This window comes from Rhodobacter sp. NTK016B (assembly GCF_017303295.1).
GTDB lineage: Bacteria > Pseudomonadota > Alphaproteobacteria > Rhodobacterales > Rhodobacteraceae > Pararhodobacter.
The window spans coordinates 196,417-214,088 of sequence record NZ_JAFKOK010000003.1; the positions used below are offsets into that span (position 1 = coordinate 196,417).

18 protein-coding genes are annotated in these 17,672 nt (G+C 65.4%); 4 read left to right on the forward strand and 14 right to left on the reverse strand.

All coding sequences use genetic code 11. The features are described 5' to 3' along the window. The first annotated feature begins 133 nt into the window (after positions 1-133). A complete protein-coding gene (locus tag JI664_RS05315; protein WP_207012686.1) occupies positions 134-1,975 on the forward strand; it encodes an ABCB family ABC transporter ATP-binding protein/permease in 1,842 nt (613 codons plus the stop codon). 132 nt (positions 1,976-2,107) lie between these two features. Here JI664_RS05315 and JI664_RS05320 read toward each other — a convergent pair whose 3' ends face one another. The 8 genes from JI664_RS05320 to JI664_RS05355 all read right to left on the reverse strand — a co-directional run bounded on the left by JI664_RS05320 (position 2,108) and on the right by JI664_RS05355 (position 8,831). Then, entirely contained in the window at positions 2,108-2,314 is a 207-nt protein-coding gene (locus JI664_RS05320) for a YgaP family membrane protein (RefSeq protein WP_207012687.1), read from the reverse strand. 93 nt (positions 2,315-2,407) lie between these two features. Beyond that, positions 2,408-3,058 (reverse strand): Crp/Fnr family transcriptional regulator, encoded by a 651-nt coding sequence (locus JI664_RS05325; RefSeq protein WP_207012688.1) that lies wholly within the window; start codon positions 3,056-3,058, stop codon positions 2,408-2,410. Beyond that, complete coding sequence (gene mmsB / locus JI664_RS05330) at positions 3,058-3,927, reverse strand: 3-hydroxyisobutyrate dehydrogenase (RefSeq protein WP_207012689.1); 870 nt, start codon at positions 3,925-3,927, stop codon at positions 3,058-3,060. The genes JI664_RS05325 and mmsB overlap by 1 nt, the downstream gene beginning before the upstream one ends. Positions 3,928-3,964: 37 nt before the next feature. Next, complete coding sequence (locus JI664_RS05335; protein WP_207012690.1) at positions 3,965-4,990, reverse strand: enoyl-CoA hydratase/isomerase family protein; 1,026 nt, start codon at positions 4,988-4,990, stop codon at positions 3,965-3,967. Then, positions 4,990-6,135, reverse strand: coding sequence for an acyl-CoA dehydrogenase family protein (locus JI664_RS05340; protein WP_207012691.1), 1,146 nt, complete (start codon positions 6,133-6,135; stop codon positions 4,990-4,992). The genes JI664_RS05335 and JI664_RS05340 overlap by 1 nt, the downstream gene beginning before the upstream one ends. A gap of 140 nt (positions 6,136-6,275) precedes the next feature. Beyond that, the gene (locus JI664_RS05345) at positions 6,276-6,698 is read right to left on the reverse strand and encodes a hypothetical protein (protein WP_207012692.1); all 423 of its coding nucleotides are present in this window, start codon (positions 6,696-6,698) and stop codon (positions 6,276-6,278) included. 95 nt (positions 6,699-6,793) lie between these two features. Next, on the reverse strand, positions 6,794-7,129 hold the full coding sequence (locus JI664_RS05350) for a cupredoxin domain-containing protein (protein WP_207012693.1): 336 nt from the start codon (positions 7,127-7,129) through the stop codon (positions 6,794-6,796). Positions 7,130-7,331: 202 nt separating this feature from the next. Next, positions 7,332-8,831: a CoA-acylating methylmalonate-semialdehyde dehydrogenase gene (locus tag JI664_RS05355; RefSeq protein WP_207012694.1), complete on the reverse strand. Its 1,500-nt coding sequence runs from the start codon at positions 8,829-8,831 to the stop codon at positions 7,332-7,334. Between the two features lie 101 nt (positions 8,832-8,932). Between JI664_RS05355 and JI664_RS05360 the strand changes: the two genes are divergently transcribed. The 3 genes from JI664_RS05360 to coaD all read left to right on the forward strand — a co-directional run bounded on the left by JI664_RS05360 (position 8,933) and on the right by coaD (position 11,060). Next, on the forward strand, positions 8,933-9,844 hold the full coding sequence (locus tag JI664_RS05360; RefSeq protein WP_349768686.1) for a LysR family transcriptional regulator: 912 nt from the start codon (positions 8,933-8,935) through the stop codon (positions 9,842-9,844). A 123-nt stretch (positions 9,845-9,967) separates the two neighbouring features. Continuing rightward, positions 9,968-10,399 (forward strand): CBS domain-containing protein, encoded by a 432-nt coding sequence (locus JI664_RS05365; protein WP_207012695.1) that lies wholly within the window; start codon positions 9,968-9,970, stop codon positions 10,397-10,399. A 154-nt stretch (positions 10,400-10,553) separates the two neighbouring features. Next, positions 10,554-11,060, forward strand: a complete 507-nt coding sequence (gene coaD, locus JI664_RS05370; protein ID WP_207012696.1) for a pantetheine-phosphate adenylyltransferase — start codon at positions 10,554-10,556, stop codon at positions 11,058-11,060. A 6-nt stretch (positions 11,061-11,066) separates the two neighbouring features. Here the strand turns inward: coaD and JI664_RS05375 are convergent, their stop codons facing one another. The 6 genes from JI664_RS05375 to gap (JI664_RS05400) all read right to left on the reverse strand — a co-directional run bounded on the left by JI664_RS05375 (position 11,067) and on the right by gap (JI664_RS05400) (position 17,601). Continuing rightward, entirely contained in the window at positions 11,067-13,706 is a 2,640-nt protein-coding gene (locus tag JI664_RS05375) for a cation:proton antiporter (protein WP_207012697.1), read from the reverse strand. A gap of 91 nt (positions 13,707-13,797) precedes the next feature. Beyond that, positions 13,798-14,802, reverse strand: a complete 1,005-nt coding sequence (gap, locus tag JI664_RS05380; protein WP_207012698.1) for a type I glyceraldehyde-3-phosphate dehydrogenase — start codon at positions 14,800-14,802, stop codon at positions 13,798-13,800. 179 nt (positions 14,803-14,981) lie between these two features. Further along, positions 14,982-15,503 carry a helix-turn-helix transcriptional regulator gene (locus tag JI664_RS05385; RefSeq protein WP_207012699.1) on the reverse strand — a complete coding sequence of 174 codons (522 nt, stop codon included), beginning with the start codon at positions 15,501-15,503 and terminating at the stop codon, positions 14,982-14,984. Beyond that, complete coding sequence (locus tag JI664_RS05390; protein ID WP_207012700.1) at positions 15,500-16,039, reverse strand: cytochrome b/b6 domain-containing protein; 540 nt, start codon at positions 16,037-16,039, stop codon at positions 15,500-15,502. The genes JI664_RS05385 and JI664_RS05390 overlap by 4 nt, the downstream gene beginning before the upstream one ends. A gap of 81 nt (positions 16,040-16,120) precedes the next feature. Further along, positions 16,121-16,369, reverse strand: coding sequence for a PepSY domain-containing protein (locus tag JI664_RS05395; protein ID WP_207012701.1), 249 nt, complete (start codon positions 16,367-16,369; stop codon positions 16,121-16,123). 230 nt (positions 16,370-16,599) lie between these two features. Then, positions 16,600-17,601 (reverse strand): type I glyceraldehyde-3-phosphate dehydrogenase, encoded by a 1,002-nt coding sequence (gene gap, locus JI664_RS05400; RefSeq protein WP_207012702.1) that lies wholly within the window; start codon positions 17,599-17,601, stop codon positions 16,600-16,602. Between the last annotated feature and the right edge of the window lie 71 nt (positions 17,602-17,672).

Consider the following 17,672-nt stretch of genomic DNA (forward strand, 5'->3'; position numbering starts at 1 on the left):
CCGCCAATTCGCCCGGTCTTCCGCCTTCGGGCTGGCCCCGGCGCGGCCGGGTGGCTATCTGTGTTCCCCGCGAGCCCGCCGCCGGATGCGCCACAGGGTGCATCCGCCGCCCCGTCGCCAGCCCGGAGCCTGAATGAGATATCGCCCCAGTTCGAACGCGCTGCCTTCCGATCCCAGCGAAACCCGCGCCTCGGGCTGGGCGACGATTACCAAGGTCGCGCCCTATCTGTGGCCCGAAGGACAGACAACCTTGCGCGCCCGCGTGGTGCTGGCAATGCTGGCGCTTCTGGCCTCGAAGCTGATCGCGGTGGGCACGCCGTTGCTCTACAAGGGCGCGGTCGATGCGCTCGCCCCGAGTGAGCTGGACGCAGGCTGGCTGGTGGGGATCGGCGCGGTCGGGCTGACCGTGGCCTATGGCCTTGCCCGGCTGATGAACAACGGCTTCCAGCAATTGCGCGACGCGCTGTTCGCGGCGGTGGCACAGCGCGCGCTGCGCAGGCTGGCGCTCGAAACTTTCACGCATATGCACCAGCTTAGCCTGCGCTATCACCTGACGCGCAAGACGGGCGGGCTGAGCCGCATCATCGAGCGCGGTGTGAAGGGCGTCGAGTTCCTGCTGCGTTTCCTCCTGTTCTCGATCGGCCCGCTGGTGCTGGAGCTTCTGCTGATCGGCGTGATCATGACGATCATGTTCGATGTCTGGTATATGGTGGTGATCCTCGGGGTGATCACGCTCTACGTGACCTATACCTTCCTCGTGACCGAATGGCGCGTGAAGATCCGGCGCGAGATGAACAAGCAGGATACCGACGCCAACCAGAAGGCGATCGACAGCCTGCTGAATTTCGAAACCGTCAAGTATTTCAACGCAGAGGCGCGCGAGAGCCGCCGCTATGACGGGGCGATGGCGGGCTATGAACAGGCCGCGCTGAAGACGTCCTATTCGCTGGCGATCCTGAATTTCGGCCAGACGGCGCTGATCACCTCGGGGCTGGTGGCGGTGATGGTCATGGCGGCCCGGGGCGTGCAGGCGGGGACGCTGACGGTCGGCGATTTCGTCATGGTCAACGCCTATATGATCCAGATCACCATGCCTTTGGGCTTTCTGGGCACCGTCTATCGCGAGATCCGGCAGGCGCTTGTCGATATGGGCGAGATGTTCGGCCTGCTCGAACAGCCGCCCGATGTGCATGAGAAACCCCGCGCCCCGGCGCTGGCGCTGCGCGGCGGGCATGTGACGCTGAAGGATGTGCGCTTCGCCTATGATCCCGCGCGGCCCATCCTGAAGGGGATCACGCTCGATGTGCCCGCCGGTCAGACGCTGGCGCTGGTCGGGCATTCGGGCAGCGGCAAATCCACCATCGGGCGGCTGTTGTTCCGCTTCTACGACGTGACCGGCGGAGCGATCGAGATCGACGGACAGGATATCCGCGACGTGACGCTCGACAGTCTGCATCAGGCGATCGGCGTGGTGCCGCAAGATACGGTGCTGTTCAACGACACGATCTTCTACAACATCGCCTATGGCCGGGACGAGGCCAGCGTGGCCGAGGTCGAGGCCGCCGCCAAAGCCGCGCGGATCCACGATTTCATCCAGTCCCTGCCTGACGGCTATGATACGCAGGTGGGCGAGCGGGGGCTGAAATTGTCGGGCGGCGAGAAGCAGCGGGTCGGCATCGCGCGCACGCTTCTGAAGGATCCGGCGATCTTGTTGCTGGATGAGGCGACCTCGGCGCTCGACACGCAGACGGAACGCTCGATTCAAGAGGCGCTGTCGGCAGCTGGGCGGGGGCGGACGGTAATCAGCATCGCGCACCGGCTCTCGACCGTGGTTGATGCCGACCGGATCGTGGTTCTGGAAGCGGGCGAGGTGGTCGAGACCGGCAGCCATGCCGAACTGCTGGCGCTGGGACAGCGCTATGCGCAGATGTGGGCGCATCAGGCAGCCGAGCGGATGGTGGATGCGGCGCAGTAAGGCGCAACCGTTTCTGTGGTGACCGGGAAACGCCGCGCTCAGGCCCCCGCAAGGGGAGCCTTCGCGCGGCGTGTCAGGGCCGGTTGGCCCCTCCGGCCCGGGCGGAGGGCGCGCGCCGTCAAGAGCGCGGCGTTACGGGCGCTTTGTCGGGCAGGTATTGATGCGCAGCAGTGAATAGAGCGGGCAGGTGCCGACGAGGCCCGTGACCAGCGGCACGAGACCCAGAAGGAACGCCCAGCGGTAGGGCGCCTCGGGGAAGACGAAGAAACCGGCGATCAGGGCGAGGCCTACGATGACGCGGAGGGCGCGGTCGAGACCGCCTTCATTGCGCGCGAACATGGGAATTCTCCTTTGGGGCAGACGGGGATGAGCTCTGCCCCTTGGATACGCCCCCACGATCCCGCCGTCTGTGACATGGTCACATCCCGGTCGTTACCCGACCGAGGCAAGCTGTCGCAGCCCCGTCTGATCGCGCAGAAGGATGCGCCCGCGCTCGGTGCTCACCAGCCCGCGCCTTGCCAGCGCTTCGAGCCGCCGCGACACGACCTCGCGCGCCGATCCGATCCGGGCGGCAAGGTCGGCATGGGTGGCGGTGATCGTGCCCTCGACTGCTATATCCAGCAGCGCCTGCGCCAGCCGGGCCTCGACCCGGGTGAAGGCCACGCGTTCCAGCAGATGGGTCATGTCGCTCATCCGGGCGGCGAAGGCGCGGAAGACCTGCGCACGGAACGGTTCGGAATGGTCCATCAGCGCCCGGAACAGTGGCGCGGGGATCACGGCGAGACGGGTGTCGCGGACCGTCATCGCCTCACCGGTATAGGGCTCGCCGCCCATCAGGCCCAGCGTCGACTGGATGCAGCTCTGGCCCGGTTCGATGGAATAAAGCAGGATCTCGCGCCCCGACGGCCCGGTGAGCGAGACCTCGACCCGGCCCGACAGCACCACTGCGAACCCTTGCGCGGTTTCGCCCGGGCCGAAAAGCCGGGTGCTGGCCGGAAGCCCGTGAAGGGGCAGGGCGTCGAGCCGGGCGCGATCGGCCTCGGCCAGTCCGGGAAAGGCCGCCTGCGCCCAGCCCTGCGGCATCAGCCGCGCCCGCGTTTCTCGAAGCGCGGCAGCATGGCCGAGAAATCCATGCCCTTGCCGTTTTCCTGCTCAACGAAATGTTCATAGAGCGCGGCGGCAAGCTGGCCCATCGGCGTGTCGGCATCGGCGCTTTCAGCCGCCTGTTGCGACAGACGCAGGTCCTTGAGCATCAGCTCGGCGGCGAAACCGGGCTTGTAGCCGTTATCGGCAGGGCTGGTCGCTCCGACGCCGGGGGCCGGAGTATAGGCGTTCATCGTCCAGCTATAGCCCGACGAGGTGCTGACGACATCATACATCTTCTGCCGGTCGAGCCCAAGCTTGTCGGCCAGCGCGAAGGCCTCGCAGGTGGCGATCATCGTCACGCCGAGGATCATGTTGTTGCAGATCTTGGCCGACTGGCCAGCACCGGCCGCGCCGCAATGGACGGCTTTCTGGCCCATGATCTCGAACAGCGGCTGGACGGTGGCGAAGGCCGCGTCGCCGCCGCCCACCATGAAGGTCAACGTGCCCGCCGACGCCCCACCCACGCCGCCCGAGACCGGCGCATCGAGCGCCCCCAGACCGGCGGCTTCGGCCTGTTCGGCCACGGCCTTGGCGCTGTCGACATCGACCGTCGAGCAATCGCACAGCACCGCGCCCGCCTTCATTGCCGGGATCACCAGATTGGCGACCGAGCGCAGGATCGCGCCGTTGGGCAGCATGGTGATGACCACATCGGCGTCCTGGACGGCCTCAGGGGCCGAGGTCGCCATGGTGATGCCCTCGGGCGCAGCGGCGGTGTCGAAACCGGTCACGGTATGGCCAGCCTTGATCAGGTTCTGCGCCATCGGCGCGCCCATATTGCCAAGACCGATAAAGGCGATGTTCATTGCGGCTCCTCCTCTTGATCCGCTGGCGCAGGCTGCGTCAGGAAAATGTCAGTTCGTTCTCGCCGAGGCTCGCGAGCATCGCCGCGACATCGGCCTCGGGCACGGCGTCGGGGGCGTCGTGGCGCCATTGGGGATTGCGATCCTTGTCGATGAGCAATGCGCGCACGCCCTCGATGAAATCCGCGTGCTGCATCGAGCGCCATGTCCAGCGGAATTCCTGCTGCAAAGCCTCGGCGAGGCTGGCCGGCGCGGGGCGCAGCATGGCCAGCGTGCAGGCCATCGACAGGGGCGAATTCCGCCCGATCGCCTTGAGCGTCTGCGCCGCCAGTTCCGAGTTATCGTCTTTGAGCGTCGACAGGAAATCGCCCATCGTCTCGCCCGCGAAGAGCGCGTCGATATGGTGTTGCTGCGCGGCCATGGTGCTTTCGGGGGTCGCATGGGCGGGCAGTTCGATCACGTCGCCGGTTTCGCAGAGCCTTGCTTTCACCGTGTCCCATTCGGCCTCGGGGATGAAGCGGTTGGCGAAGCGCGCGTGGATCGCGTCACCCGGACCCATCCGCGCCGACGTCAGCGCAAGATAAAGACCCAGATGACCCGGCGCGCGACCCAGAAGCCAGGTGCCGCCGACATCGGGGATCATGCCGATGCCGCATTCGGGCATCGCCATCTGCGTCGACTCGCCCACCACGCGGAAGGGGATGTGGCAGCCATAGCCCACGCCGCCGCCCATGACGAAGCCGTGCATGAAGCTGATGACAGGCTTGGGATAGGTCGAGAGCAGCAGGTTCATGCGGTACTCGTCGCGCCAGAAATCCCGGCCCATCGCGTAGTCGCCCGCCTTGCCCGCCGCGGTCACCTGCGCCACGTCGCCGCCCGCGCAAAAGGCCCGGTCGCCCGTGCCTTCAAGGATCACCAGCGCGACGGACGGATCGTCGCGCCACGCTTCCAGCGCCTCGGTCGTTTTCAGGCAAATGTCATGCGTCAGCGCGTTCAGGGCTTTGGGACGGTTCAAGGTCAGCCGCCCGGCGCGTCCATCCTTGCGGATGATGATTTCGGGTTCCATCAGCCCCTCTCAGCCAGCAGCGCCCGAACGGTGATCAGGCGCATGATTTCATTCGTGCCCTCAAGGATCTGGTGCACGCGAAGATCGCGTACGAGCTTCTCGATCCCGTAATCGGCAAGGTAACCATAGCCCCCGTGAAGCTGAAGGCACTGGTCGGCGATGCGCGATCCGGCCTCGGTAACGAATTTCTTTGCCATGGCGCAGAACTTGGTCGCATCGGGCGCCTTCTGGTCGAGCTTCCACGCCGCCTGCCGCAGGAAGGTGCGGGCCGCCTGCAGCTCGATCTCCATATCCGCCAGCCGGAATTGCAGCGCCTGAAACTGGTCGATGCTTTTGCCGAAGGCCTTGCGCTCGCCCATATAGGCCAGCGTCTGGGTCAGCGCGGCCTGCGCACCGCCCAAGGAACAGGCCGAGATGTTCAGCCGGCCGCCATCGAGCCCGATCATCGCGTATTTGAACCCGTCGCCTTCGGCCCCCACAAGGTTTTCCAGCGGTACGACGCAATCGTCGAACTGCACCTGACGGGTGGGCTGACTGCGCCAGCCCATCTTGTCCTCGAGCCCGCCATAGGACAGACCCTCGGTCCCATGCTCGACCACCACTGTGGAAATGCCTTTGGGCCCGTCATCGCCCGTGCGGCACATCACGACATAAACGTCCGAATAGCCGCCGCCCGAGATGAAAGCCTTGGTCCCGTTCAGTCGGTAGCCGTCATTGCCCTTCGCCGCGCGCGTCTTCAGCGCCGCCGCGTCCGACCCCGCGCCGGGTTCGGTCAGGCAATAGGACAGGACTTTCTCCATCGTCACGGCGGGGGCAAGGACGCGGGCCTTCACATCGTCCGAACCGAACTTGTCCAGCATCGCGGCGCACATATTGTGGATCGACAGGAAGGACGCGACCGAAGGGCAGGCCATGCTGAGAGCCTCGAACACCAGAACCGCGTCGAGCCGCGACAGCCCGGTCCCGCCGTTGTCCTCGCTGACATATAGTCCGCCAAGGCCCAGCTCGGCCAGTTTGGGCCACAGATCGCGTGGGATACTGCCCTCGGCCTCCCATTGCCGGGCATGAGGCGCGATATGCTCCTGCCCGAAGGCGTGCGCCATGTCGAAAATCGCGACCTGCTCGTCGCTCAGGGCGAAATCCATGCGCGTCCCTCCCTTGGCTCATGGAATTGAACACTCGTTAAATTCCGATTGTTTCAGGAGTTTTGCAACCATCCGCAAGCGCGACGTCGCGGCGCGGCTTTCATCGCAAGGCGGGCAGCAGCGCCCACTGTGTTCGCCCGTCACTGCGCGCCCGAAAGCAGCGCTTCCATTCCGCGTTCGGGCAGGCCGAGGATATCGAGAGCGTGCGATTCGCGACGCTGGATAGTGGACACGACCGAGGTCACCCCCTGCCACGAGCGCATGATCAGCTTGGCCATCTCGAAGCCTTCGTCATGGGGCGCGTAATAGACAAGCAGGGTCTGGCTGCCATTGGCGGGGCGGAAGATCTCGGCCTTCTGGGCCTGCAATTCCATCAGCCGGACGATATCGGCTTCGAAACCGCTGACATCCGACAGGTCGATCAGCTGTTTTTGCCCCGGCGAGCGGTCGGGATGTGCCAGATAGTCCCGGATCAGGCGCACGGTATCGTCGATCGAGACGAAATCCCAATAACGCACATAAGCAAGCCCGCGGGCGGGCAAAATCCGGAAACTCGCAGGCAAGGGACCCTCGGCAATCTTTGGTCAGACGGTCAAGGTAGGCGGGAAATCGCTCGGTTTCCACAAGTTCTTGCCTGCGAGCCGTTTTTGATGCCGCGTCAGCCGGTCACGATGACCTGCCCGCGCATCGACGGGTGAATGGCGCAGACATAATCGTAGGTGCCGGGCGTGTCGAAGCTCAGCTCGCCCGTGTCGCCACGATTGAGCCGCCCGGTATCGAGGCCCGCATCGCGGAAGGTCGCGGTATGGGGCGCGCCATCGGCATTGGTCCAGCGGACACTATCGCCTGTGGCGATGGTGATCGTGGCGGGCGCGAACGCCATGCCCTGGATCGCGACGTCGGTGGTGGCGGCCCGTGCGCGGGCGGCAAGGCCGAGCGCCAGCGGCGTGCCGGCGGCGAGGATCAGGGCCTTGCGGCGGGTCAGGTTTGTCATGGTCTTCTCCTGTAAGGGTGTTGGACCTCTGTGATGCCACAGGCCACGCGCCCCGCGCTGTTCCCTGCGGCACAGGGGCGCCGCAATACGCGAAGGGCAGAGCGATCATGCGGGCGTCGGCACCGTCGCTCAAAGACGAAGACCGTCAGATGCAAACGGCCGCCCCGAAGGGCGGCCGCGTGTCGTGCTTTATAGCGGTGCGTCAGTCCATCGCCTTGAAGGCGAATTCGCCACCTTCCTTGATGCCCGAGAACCAGCGCGCGGTGACGGTCTTGGTCTTGGTGTAGAACCGGAACGCGTCGGGGCCGTACTGGTTGAGATCGCCGAAGGCCGATTTCTTCCAGCCACCGAAGGTGAAATAGCTCAGCGGAACCGGGATCGGGAAGTTGATGCCGACCATGCCGACATTCACCTTGGCCGCATAATCGCGCGCGGTGTCGCCGTCGGCGGTGAAGATCGACGTGCCGTTGCCGTACTGGTTGTCCATCACCAGCTTCAGCGCCTCGTCATAGCTGTCACGGCGGACCACCGACAGGACGGGGCCGAAGATCTCTTCCTTGTAGATGTCCATCTCGGGCTCGACGCGGTCGAACAGCGACGGGCCGATGAAATAGCCGTTCTCATAGCCCTGCAGGCTGAAATCGCGGCCATCGATCTTCAGATCCGCGCCCTGTTCCACGCCCGAGCCGATCAGGCCCTTGATGCGTTCCAGCGCCTGACCGGTGATGACGGGGCCGTAATCCACGTCGTCGCCCGCCGCATAGGGGCCGACCTTCAGCTTCTCGACACGCGGGATCAGCTTTTCCATCAGCGCGTCGGCGGTTTTTTCGCCCACCGGCACCGCGACCGAGATCGCCATGCAGCGTTCGCCCGCCGCGCCGAAACCGGCCCCGACCAGCGCGTCGGCGGCCTTGTCCAGATCCGCGTCGGGCATGATCAGCATGTGGTTCTTGGCACCGCCGAAGCATTGCGCGCGCTTGCCGTTATTCGCGGCGCGGCCATAGATATACTGCGCAATCGGGGTCGAGCCGACGAAGCCCACCGCCTGAATCGTGTCATTGTCGAGGATCGCGTCTACCACTTCCTTGTCGCCGTTGACGACCTGCAGCACGCCGTCGGGCAGACCGGCTTCTTTCAGCAATTCGGCCAGCGCCAGCGAGGTAGACGGGCAGCGCTCGGACGGCTTGAGGATCATCGCGTTCCCGGCAGCCAGAGCCGGGCCCATCTTCCACAGCGGGATCATGGCGGGGAAGTTGAAGGGCGTGATGCCCGCAACGACGCCCAGCGGCTGGCGCATCGAATACAGGTCGATGCCGGGGCCGCCATCGTTCATGTACTCGCCCTTGAGCATATGCGGCGCGCCCATGCAGACCTCGATCACCTCGAGCCCGCGCTGCACGTCGCCGCGCCCGTCGGGCAGGGTCTTGCCGTGTTCAACCGAAACAAGCTCGGCCAGCTTGTCCATGTCGCGGTTGATCAGGTCGGCGAATTTCATCATCACCCGCGCGCGGCGCTGCGGGTTGGTGGCGCCCCAGGCGACCTGCGCTTCGGCGGCGCGCGCAACGGCGTCATTGAGTTCATCGACCGTGGCGAGCGCGACCTTGCCCTGAACCTCGCCGGTGGCGGGGTTCATCACGTCGGCGCTGCGGCCCGAGGTGCCGGCGACCATCTTGCCGTCGATCCAGTGTCCGATATCCTTCATGGAAAGCTCCTCCTGCAACTTTTGCTGAACAATAGCCTTGCAGAAATGCCCTGAACAGAGGCAGTTTCCCAAAAGTGGTTTTGCAAAATTGCAGGGGTTCGGTGGCCGACTGGGATGATCTGAAGGTGTTTCTGGCCGTTGCGCGGGGCGAAAGCCTGTCGCGCGCCGGGCGGGTGCTGAAAATGGATGCGGCGACGGTCGGTCGCCGGGTCGCGCGGCTGGAAACCGCGCTGGGCGCGCGGCTGTTCACCCGCTCGCCGCAGGGCTACGGGCTGAGCGACGAGGGCGCGCGCCTTGTCCATCATGCCGAAACCGTCGAGGCCGAGATGGAGCGCGTACGCGAGGCGCTGTCGGGCCCGGGCGAGGGGATCAGCGGCCAGATCCGCATCGGCGCGCCCGATGGCTGCGCGAACTATCTTCTGCCGCAGGTCGTGGCCGGGATTGTGGCCGAGAACCCGGCGCTGGAAGTGCAGATCGTGGCGCTGCCGCGCGTCTTCAGCCTGACTCGGCGCGAAGCGGATATGGTGATCGCCGTTTCGCGTCCCGAGCAAGGCCGCGTGATCGCCACCCGGATCGCCGATTACCGCCTGTCGCTGGCCGCCAGCGCCGCCTATCTGGCCGATGCCCCGCCGCTTGCCACGTTGGACGATCTGCGTGCGCATCGGGTGATCGGCTACATTCCCGACATGATCTTCGACCGCGAACTCGATTACCTCGCCGATCTGGGGGTCGAGCAGGCGCCAGTCACCTCGAACTCGGTATCGGTGCAGCTCAACCTGATCCGGCAGGGGGCTGGGGTAGGGGTGGTGCACGATTTCGCGCTACCCGCGACTCAGGGCATCACCCGCGTGCTGACCCGGACCTTTCAGCTGACCCGCGCCTTTCACCTCGTGCGCCATGCCGATGACCGCAAGGTCCCCCGAATCGAGCGGTTCTCGCAAGCGCTGATCGCCGGGATGCGCGCCGAGATCGCCCGACTGGAAACGCAAGCGTGCGGGCAGGCTGCACGCTGAGCGGGCGGCGGGAATACGCTTGGCGGTTGGGCGTTTTCAACAGATTGCTGCCAAATGAAACCTTGACAGGATCGCGGGTGCGGTGTCCGATTTCAACGACATACATGGAAGCGGGAGGTGCCCATGCTTGTTAGCCAGATCCTGAAAAACAAGGCGACCGGAATCGTCACCATCGGGCCGAAGGCCACGTTGCGCGAAGTGGTCGAGCTGCTCTCGACCCGGCGGATCGGCGCGGTGGTCGTGTCCACGGACGGCAAGAAGGTCAAGGGCATCGTGTCCGAGCGTGACATCGTGCGCGAACTGGGCCGTGCCGGTCCCGACAGTCTGGATCAGCCGGTCGAAAAGGTCATGACCCGGGCGATCTATGGCTGCGCGCCGGGTGACAATACCGACTCGGTTCTGGAAACCATGACCACGCGGCGTTTTCGCCACATGCCGGTGATGGAAGACAACGTGATGGTCGGTTTCATCTCGATCGGCGATGTCGTCGCGGCGCGGCTGAGCGAATTGCAGATGGAAAAAGACGCGCTGACCGGGATGATCATGGGCAATTGAGACCCGCGTTTCGCGCCGGTGTCGCGGGGATGGCAGGATTGTCGCGCCCCGCGCGCCGGTGGAAAAAGGACGGCTTCGGGGTAATTTCTGCGCTTGCATAATCCGGCGCAATATTGTTGCGTGACGCGGACATGACATCCGTAAGGGGGACGCGATGCGCATCGGCCTTTATCCTGGCACTTTCGATCCGCTCACGCTTGGGCATATGGACATCATCACCCGAGCCTGCGCGCTGGTCGACAGGCTGGTGATCGGCGTCGCGATCAACCGCGACAAGGGACCGCTATTCTCGCTCGACGAGCGTGTGGCGATGGTCGAGGGCGAAACCGCCGCCCTGACCGAGCGCACGGGCACCGAAATCGTCGTGCATCCGTTCGAAAACCTTCTGATCGACTGCGCGCGCGATGTGGGCGCTGGCGTCATCATCCGCGGCCTGCGCGCGGTGGCGGATTTCGAATACGAATTCCAGATGGTCGGCATGAACCGCGCGCTCGACGACAAGATCGAGACCGTGTTCCTGATGGCCGATGCGCGCCGTCAGGCGATTGCCTCGAAGCTGGTCAAGGAAATCGCCCGGCTTGGCGGCGACGTGACCAAATTCGTCCCGGCGCCGGTGAACACTGCCCTGCGCGGCAAGTTCGGTCCCACGCTGGAACGCTGAGCGCGCTCAGGCGTCGGCTTTGGCCTTGGGCTCGCCCGGTTTCGGGCCCTTGGGCTTGACGTCTCTGGATCTGTTATCTTTGGGCGCGGCCGTGATTTCGGCCGCGCCTTTCTTCTGTTTTCCGGCATCGGCGCCGACATCCAGCCCGGCCACCACCGCGACCTCGTCCAGCGGTACGCCGCGCGTGCGGGCCGAATTGATCACCGCCTCGCGCAGGGTCTTGTCCGAGTTCAAAAGCTTGACGAAATGCGCCTCATCGAGCGTCAGCAGCGTGGAATGGGCGATGGCCGTGGTCTGGCCCCGGCGCAGGTTGCGCTTGAGCATCGCCAGATGGCCGAACATCTCGCCCGGACCCAGCCTGAGCACCTGTCCCGCGCGCACCTGTTCGACCGCGCCCGAAGCGATGAACCACACCCGGCGCGGCGCCTCATCGCGGCGCAACAACACGGTTCCCGGCGCCGCATAGATCGTGCGCATCTGGCGCATCAGCATCTTGCGACGGTCTGCGGGCATGTCGGCGAAAAGCGGGAAGGTGGCCACCAGTGCCTTGCGCTGGATCGCCAGATCCAGCGGCGGGCGCTTGGCCAGCTGTTTGCGCCGCTTGGCAATCCCGGCATCCAGCGCGTGACGCAGCTCGGGGCCGATCAGACCGTCATCGACCAGAGCCGCGTATTCGCGTTCCTCCTGCGACAGCACCATCTGCCGGATCAGGCGGCGTTCGAGCTCTTCGGCATAGCCGGGGAATTGCAGCCGCAGACCGTCCAGCGCGCGATCGGCTTCATCCATGCGGCGCTCGAGCAGGTCGTGCAGCAGCTCGGCCACGCGCTTGCCGTGGATGCGACGGATCCGGGTGTCGATGAAATCGTGCAGCTCGCGCAGGATCGGCGCTTCGGCCACCAGATATTCGAACCGGTCGGCGGTCTGTCGGGCCAGCGGTGCCGAGATCCGCATCCGATTGTGCAGGAAGCTGGCCACCCGATGCTCGCGCCCCGATTTGTGCACGCGCCGCGCGGTGCTGAGATAGGCCAGACGCCCACCGGTGCGCGTGCGCTCGATCAGGCGGTCGGCATCGGCGACCATCCGCGTGGCCAGCCGCGCGGGCAGCACCCCGTCGCGGAAGGCTTCAAGGATCAGATCCCGTTCGCGCCCGGCCAGCGCCACCAGCCCCAGCGTGATGCGGTCCCGGTCAGGAATGCCCGCGCCCTCGTCGGCATCGGTCACGGCAAGGTCCACGCGCTCGGCAAAGCGCTTGGCTTCGTCGCGCACCGTCTCGCGGGCCAGACCGAAATCGCGCGCGGTGTCGGCGACATTCTCGCGCACGCTCTGCAGCGCCACCGCGACCACCTGCGCCGACAGCGCCACGTCGAGCGGCGACAGCTTGTCCAGCCCCAGCCGGTGGATCACCCAGCGCAGCGTTGTGCCCTGCACGATCAGCGTGTAGAGCGTAAAGCCGGTGGCGACGATGCCGACGGTGCGCTTGATGTCGGCGGGAATGCGGAAGCTTTCGGTCACCGCCAGCGCCAGCGCCAGCGTCACCGCGCCGCGCAGCCCGCCCCACAGGATCGCCGTCCGCTGGCGCGTCTCGACCTTGGGGGACAATTGCATCCGTGTAAGCAGCGGCAGCAGCGCGAACAGCACGAGCGCGCGTGCCGCCAGCGAGGCCAGTACCGTGATCACCACCAGCACGATGTCCCAGGGCTGCGCGTCCGAGACCAGCCGGGGGATCAGGATCGCCGCCAGCACGAAGATCAGGCCGCCGGCCCAGTAGCCCAGCAGATCCCACGTATCCTGCAGCTTGGCCTGATTGGCGGGCGACAGCGTGCCCGGCGCGTTGAAGTTCAGCGACAGCCCCGCCGCCACCACCGCGATCACGCCCGAGGCGCCAAGGAACACCTCGGCCAAGACATAGGTCAGATAGGGCAGGGCCACGCTGAGCGAGACCTGTCCCATCGGGTGGTTGTCGAACCGCGCCATCGCGGCCAGCGCCAGCCGTCCCGCCAGCCATCCCGTCACGCTGCCCCCCAGCACCAGCCACGGGAACTGCACGAACACGTCGGACAGTTGCGGATTGGGGATGCCGAAGGCCACGAAGGCGAAGAACAGCGAGAACAGCGCGATGGCGGCGGCGTCGTTGAGCAGGCTTTCCCCCTCGACAATACGCGCCAGCCTCGCCGGCGCCGGTGTCGCGCGGAAGATACTGACCACGGCCGAGGGGTCAGTGGTCGACACGATCGCGCCGATCATCAGGCAGGCCATGATCGGCAGGCCAGCCAGCGGATACAGCGCCCAGCCCACGGCCATGGTGCTCAGCACGACCGCGACCACCGCCATCATCAGGATCGGCACCCAGTCATCCAGCATCCGTCGCAGGTCGATGGTCAGCGAGACCTGAAAGATCAGCGTGGGCAGGAAGACATACAGGAAGAAATTCGAGCGGATCGGCAGATTGTGGATCAGCTCGGCCGCGTTGGTCAGCATCTCGGAATCGCGAAACACCAGAAGCGAGGTCGAGGCCGCACCGATCAGGATGCCCAGAAGGGCCAGAATCACCGTCGCCGGCAACCGTGTGCGCGAGGCCAGCGGCTCTGACAAGCCGATGACGACGAACAGGGCGGCGGTGACCGCGACGACGGTGACGATATCCATGTCTCTAGAATAAAAACAAAAACCCCCGGCGCACAGGGGGGCTGGCGCGCCGGGGATGCAACTTTACGACATAGTTTGAAACAATTGGCACTTAGCCCAGCTTGGCGACCTCGGCTGCCGTGTCGAGCATCCGGTTGGAAAATCCCCATTCGTTGTCATACCACGCCAGCACGCGCACCATCGTGCCGTCGAGCACCTTGGTCTGGTCGAGCGCCACGATGGACGAGCGGCGGTCGTGGTTGAAATCGATCGACACGTTCTTGTCCCCGGTCACGCCCAGAATGCCTTTCAGCGGGCCATCGGCGGCGGCGGCCGACAGGGCGGCGTTGACCTCGTCGATGGTGGTGGGGCGCGCGGCTTCGAAGGTCAGGTCGACGGCCGAGACATTGGGCGTCGGCACCCGGATCGCCACACCGTCGAGCTTGCCGTCGAGTTCAGGCAGAACCAGCCCCACGGCACGCGCGGCGCCGGTCGAGGTGGGGATCATGCTGAGCGCGGCGGCGCGGGCGCGGTACATGTCCTTATGCATCGTGTCCAGCGTCGGCTGATCGCCGGTATAGGAATGGATCGTCGTCATGAAACCTTTGACGATGCCCACGCTGTCATTGAGAACCTTGGCCACCGGGGCAAGACAGTTCGTGGTGCAGGACGCGTTCGAGATGACCCGGTGCTCGGGCTTCAATGCGCCGTGGTTGACACCGTAGACGATGGTCGCGTCCGCCCCCGAAGACGGGGCCGAGACCAGAACGCGGGTCGCGCCGTTTTCGAGGTGGATCTTCGCTTTCTCGGCGGGCGTGAAGACGCCGGTGCATTCGAGCACCACATCGACATCCTTCCACGGCAGTTCCGCCGGGTTGCGCAGGGCGGTCACGCGGATTTCGCCGCCGCCCACATTCATCCAGGTCTCGCCCGTCGTGACCTCGCCGTCATAGCGGCCATGCACGCTGTCAAAGCGCATCAGGTGGGCATTGGTCTCGACCGGGCCGAGATCGTTGATGGCGACGACTTCGAGGTCGCTGCGTTTCTGGTCCATCAGTGCGCGCAGCACGAGGCGTCCGATGCGACCGAAGCCGTTGATGGCAAGCGTGGTGGTCATGGAAGCTCCTTGCCCCGGGGTTGCTGAGGCCGAGGCACATGTTTGCGCTAACAGCATATTTTGCGCGGAAAGTCAATCTTTCGCTCGCCGTGCGGGCAGGTGTCGCTAAAATTTCACAGCCGCTGCCCGCCGATCCGGCAGATCGGCGGGGCGGATGCCACGGCTTTGCGCAAACGGCTTCAACTGGCCGCGGTTGCGGGGCTGGTCTCGATCCCGGTGGCGACGAGGTCCTCGATCAGCAGGCTCAGCAATTCCCCCCGGTTCCCGACGCCCGCCTTGCGGTAGATGGCGTTGAGCTGGGATTTCACCGTCCCGGCGGCGGAGTGACGCAGGCCCGCGATTTCACTGATCGACATGCCCTTGACGGTGAAATGCGCCACGTCCCGCTCGGCCGCCGTCAGGCCCCATTGCGCGAACCGGGCGTCAACGACGTCATGGAACGCGCGCGCGGCAAGGCTTACCTGCTGTTCCAGATGCGCCTTGCGTTCGAGCAGGCGAAACAGCACCCGGATTTCAAAGGCGATCCCTGCGATCAGCGCCAGCGTGGCAAGCGTCTCGGCCACGAGGAAGGCTTCGAACGAGCCTTGTCCGCCGACCAGCACATCATGCAGGACATCGACAAGGAAATAGGCCGCACACAGGGATTGAAGCGCGATAAGGGCGGCGACGACGACGGGGCGGTCTGGGGCGGCTTGGGTCATTCCTGAGTGGTTAGCGTATCCGGAACGATCTTGTCACCGCTGATCATCGCGCGGGGCAGGTTGACGCCTGTGCGGTGGCTTTCCCACAGAACCGCGCCGATATGCACCACGATCGAAACCTCGGCCCAGGTCACCAGAACTTCGTGCAATTCCTCGACCCACTTTACGCCCCAGAAGGTGTTGGTCGTCATCATGTAGCCGCTGGCACCGATGGCGAGGATCGTCAGCAGCAGGTTGTAGATCATCAGCGCGCCCAGCGGCGTGTGACCCAGATGCGCCTGCCGCCGCCCGGTTGCGATGTCGGAGACCTGATGCATCGCCCCGCTGAGAGAGGGCGGAAAGCTTGAGAACCGGGCATAGCGCGTGCCGACCAGCCCCCAGAGCAGCCGGATGCCGATCAGCCCGACCGCGATATAGCCGATCCAGACATGGATCGCGCTTTCGGGATCGGTGAACAGGGCATTGGCGGCAAAGGCGATGACAAGGCTCCAGTGAAAGAGCCGGATGAGCGGGTCCCAGACCCTGACGCGGCGCATGGTCGTGGCGTCCTTTCGTTCGGTTGACGGGGCGGGCCGCGCCTTGCTGGCGCGGCCCGGCTTCAAACGAGGGGCAGGCGATCAGTCGTCGCTGTCTGCGCCGCGCACGATGTTCAGCGCGGTGTCGAGATAGATCTCGTAGCGCTGGCCGTCTTTCAGCGCATAGGCTTCGTACATCCCGTCTTCGGTCTGGACCGAGCGGACTTCGTAGCCCTGATCGGTCAGCATCGTGCGGATCTGGGCTTCGGTATCGGCGGGAACGGCGCCGCCCGACGCCAGCGCGGCGGTGGCGGGCAGAAGCAGGGCGGCGGCAAGGGCGAGGTATTTCATCGGAACGGTCCTTTGCTTGGGGTGTCATCAGCGCAGCGGGTCAACGGGGACGAGCAGCGTGCTGTGCCTTGCAGAAAGGACGAAACCGGCGCGGGCACCATGGGTCCGGGGTTCAGAAAGGGGCGGTCTCGGTCCCGGTTCAGCGGCCTCAACCAGGGTTTACGGACCCGCCGCAACGAAAAACGCCCGGCCATGGGCCGGGCGTTTCGAAGATCGGAAGTCGGAAGGGCTCAGATCAGGCGGCCCATCGCACCGGCCACATCGGCCATCCGGCACGAGAAGCCCCATTCGTTGTCGTACCATGCCAGCACGCGCACCGTGCGACCGCCCACGACCTTGGTCTGTTCGGGCGCGAAGATCGACGAATGCGAGGTGTGGTTGAAGTCGATCGAGACTTTCGGCTCATCGTCATAGGCCAGCACGGCACCCATCGCGCCGGCGGCGGCTTCGCGCACGACTTCGTTCACGTCCTCGACCGTCACGTCCTTCGAGGCGACGAAGGTCAGGTCCACGGCCGACACGTTCGGCGTCGGCACGCGCATCGAGGTGCCGTCCAGCTTGCCCGACAGTTCCGGCAGCACTTCGCCCAGAGCCTTGGCGGCGCCGGTCGAGGTGGGGATCATCGCCATCGCGGCGGCGCGGGCGCGGTACAGGTCCTTGTGGCGGCGGTCCAGCGTCGGCTGGTCACCGGTATAGCTGTGGATCGTGGTCATGATGCCCGATTCGATCCCGATCGCGTCATTGAGAACCTTCGCCAGCGGGGCCAGACAGTTGGTGGTGCACGACCCGTTCGATACGACCAGATGCTCGTTGGTCAGCATCCGGTGGTTCACGCCGTAGACGATGGTCTTGTCGGCGTTCTTGGCGGGGGCCGAGACCAGCACGCGCTTGGCGCCGCGCCCCAGATGCACGGCGGCTTTCGAGCGTTCGTTGAACTTGCCGGTGCATTCCAGAACGACGTCGACGCCTTCCCAGTCCAGATCGTCCGGGTTGTAGGTCGACATCACCCGGATCGGGCCACGGCCCAGATCCATGGTGTTGCCCTCGACGCGGATCGTGCCGGGGAAACGGCCATGGACCGAATCGTATTTCAGCAGATGGGCATTGGTTTCGATCGGACCCGTCGCGTTGATCGCCACGACCTCGACATCGTTGCGCGCGGCTTCCGCGATGGCGGCAAGGGTGCAGCGGCCGATGCGGCCGAATCCGTTGATGCCGAGGGTGATGGTCATGTGTCTGTCTCCGTCTGGGGTCGGAACGAGGCGGAAGGCAAAGAGGGCACGGCTTGCCCGGGGGAGGGTGC

Bases quoted from the DNA above. Each gene is read 5' to 3' on its own strand.
- JI664_RS05325 (WP_207012688.1), bottom strand. From the start codon at position 3,058: ATGCCGCAGGGCTGGGCGCAGGCGGCCTTTCCCGGACTGGCCGAGGCC.
- mmsB (WP_207012689.1), bottom strand. From the start codon at position 3,927: ATGAACATCGCCTTTATCGGTCTTGGCAATATGGGCGCGCCGATGGCG.
- gap (WP_207012698.1), bottom strand. From the start codon at position 14,802: ATGACCACCACGCTTGCCATCAACGGCTTCGGTCGCATCGGACGCCTC.
- JI664_RS05390 (WP_207012700.1), bottom strand. From the start codon at position 16,039: ATGCGCCGCGTCAGGGTCTGGGACCCGCTCATCCGGCTCTTTCACTGG.
- gap (WP_207012702.1), bottom strand. From the start codon at position 17,601: ATGACCATCACCCTCGGCATCAACGGATTCGGCCGCATCGGCCGCTGC.
- JI664_RS05315 (WP_207012686.1), top strand. From the start codon at position 134: ATGAGATATCGCCCCAGTTCGAACGCGCTGCCTTCCGATCCCAGCGAA.
- JI664_RS05350 (WP_207012693.1), bottom strand. From the start codon at position 7,129: ATGACAAACCTGACCCGCCGCAAGGCCCTGATCCTCGCCGCCGGCACG.
- JI664_RS05335 (WP_207012690.1), bottom strand. From the start codon at position 4,990: ATGGAACCCGAAATCATCATCCGCAAGGATGGACGCGCCGGGCGGCTG.
- coaD (WP_207012696.1), top strand. From the start codon at position 10,554: ATGCGCATCGGCCTTTATCCTGGCACTTTCGATCCGCTCACGCTTGGG.
- JI664_RS05320 (WP_207012687.1), bottom strand. From the start codon at position 2,314: ATGTTCGCGCGCAATGAAGGCGGTCTCGACCGCGCCCTCCGCGTCATC.
- JI664_RS05375 (WP_207012697.1), bottom strand. From the start codon at position 13,706: ATGGATATCGTCACCGTCGTCGCGGTCACCGCCGCCCTGTTCGTCGTC.
- JI664_RS05395 (WP_207012701.1), bottom strand. From the start codon at position 16,369: ATGAAATACCTCGCCCTTGCCGCCGCCCTGCTTCTGCCCGCCACCGCC.
- JI664_RS05355 (WP_207012694.1), bottom strand. From the start codon at position 8,831: ATGAAGGATATCGGACACTGGATCGACGGCAAGATGGTCGCCGGCACC.
- JI664_RS05365 (WP_207012695.1), top strand. From the start codon at position 9,968: ATGCTTGTTAGCCAGATCCTGAAAAACAAGGCGACCGGAATCGTCACC.
- JI664_RS05385 (WP_207012699.1), bottom strand. From the start codon at position 15,503: ATGACCCAAGCCGCCCCAGACCGCCCCGTCGTCGTCGCCGCCCTTATC.
- JI664_RS05340 (WP_207012691.1), bottom strand. From the start codon at position 6,135: ATGGATTTCGCCCTGAGCGACGAGCAGGTCGCGATTTTCGACATGGCG.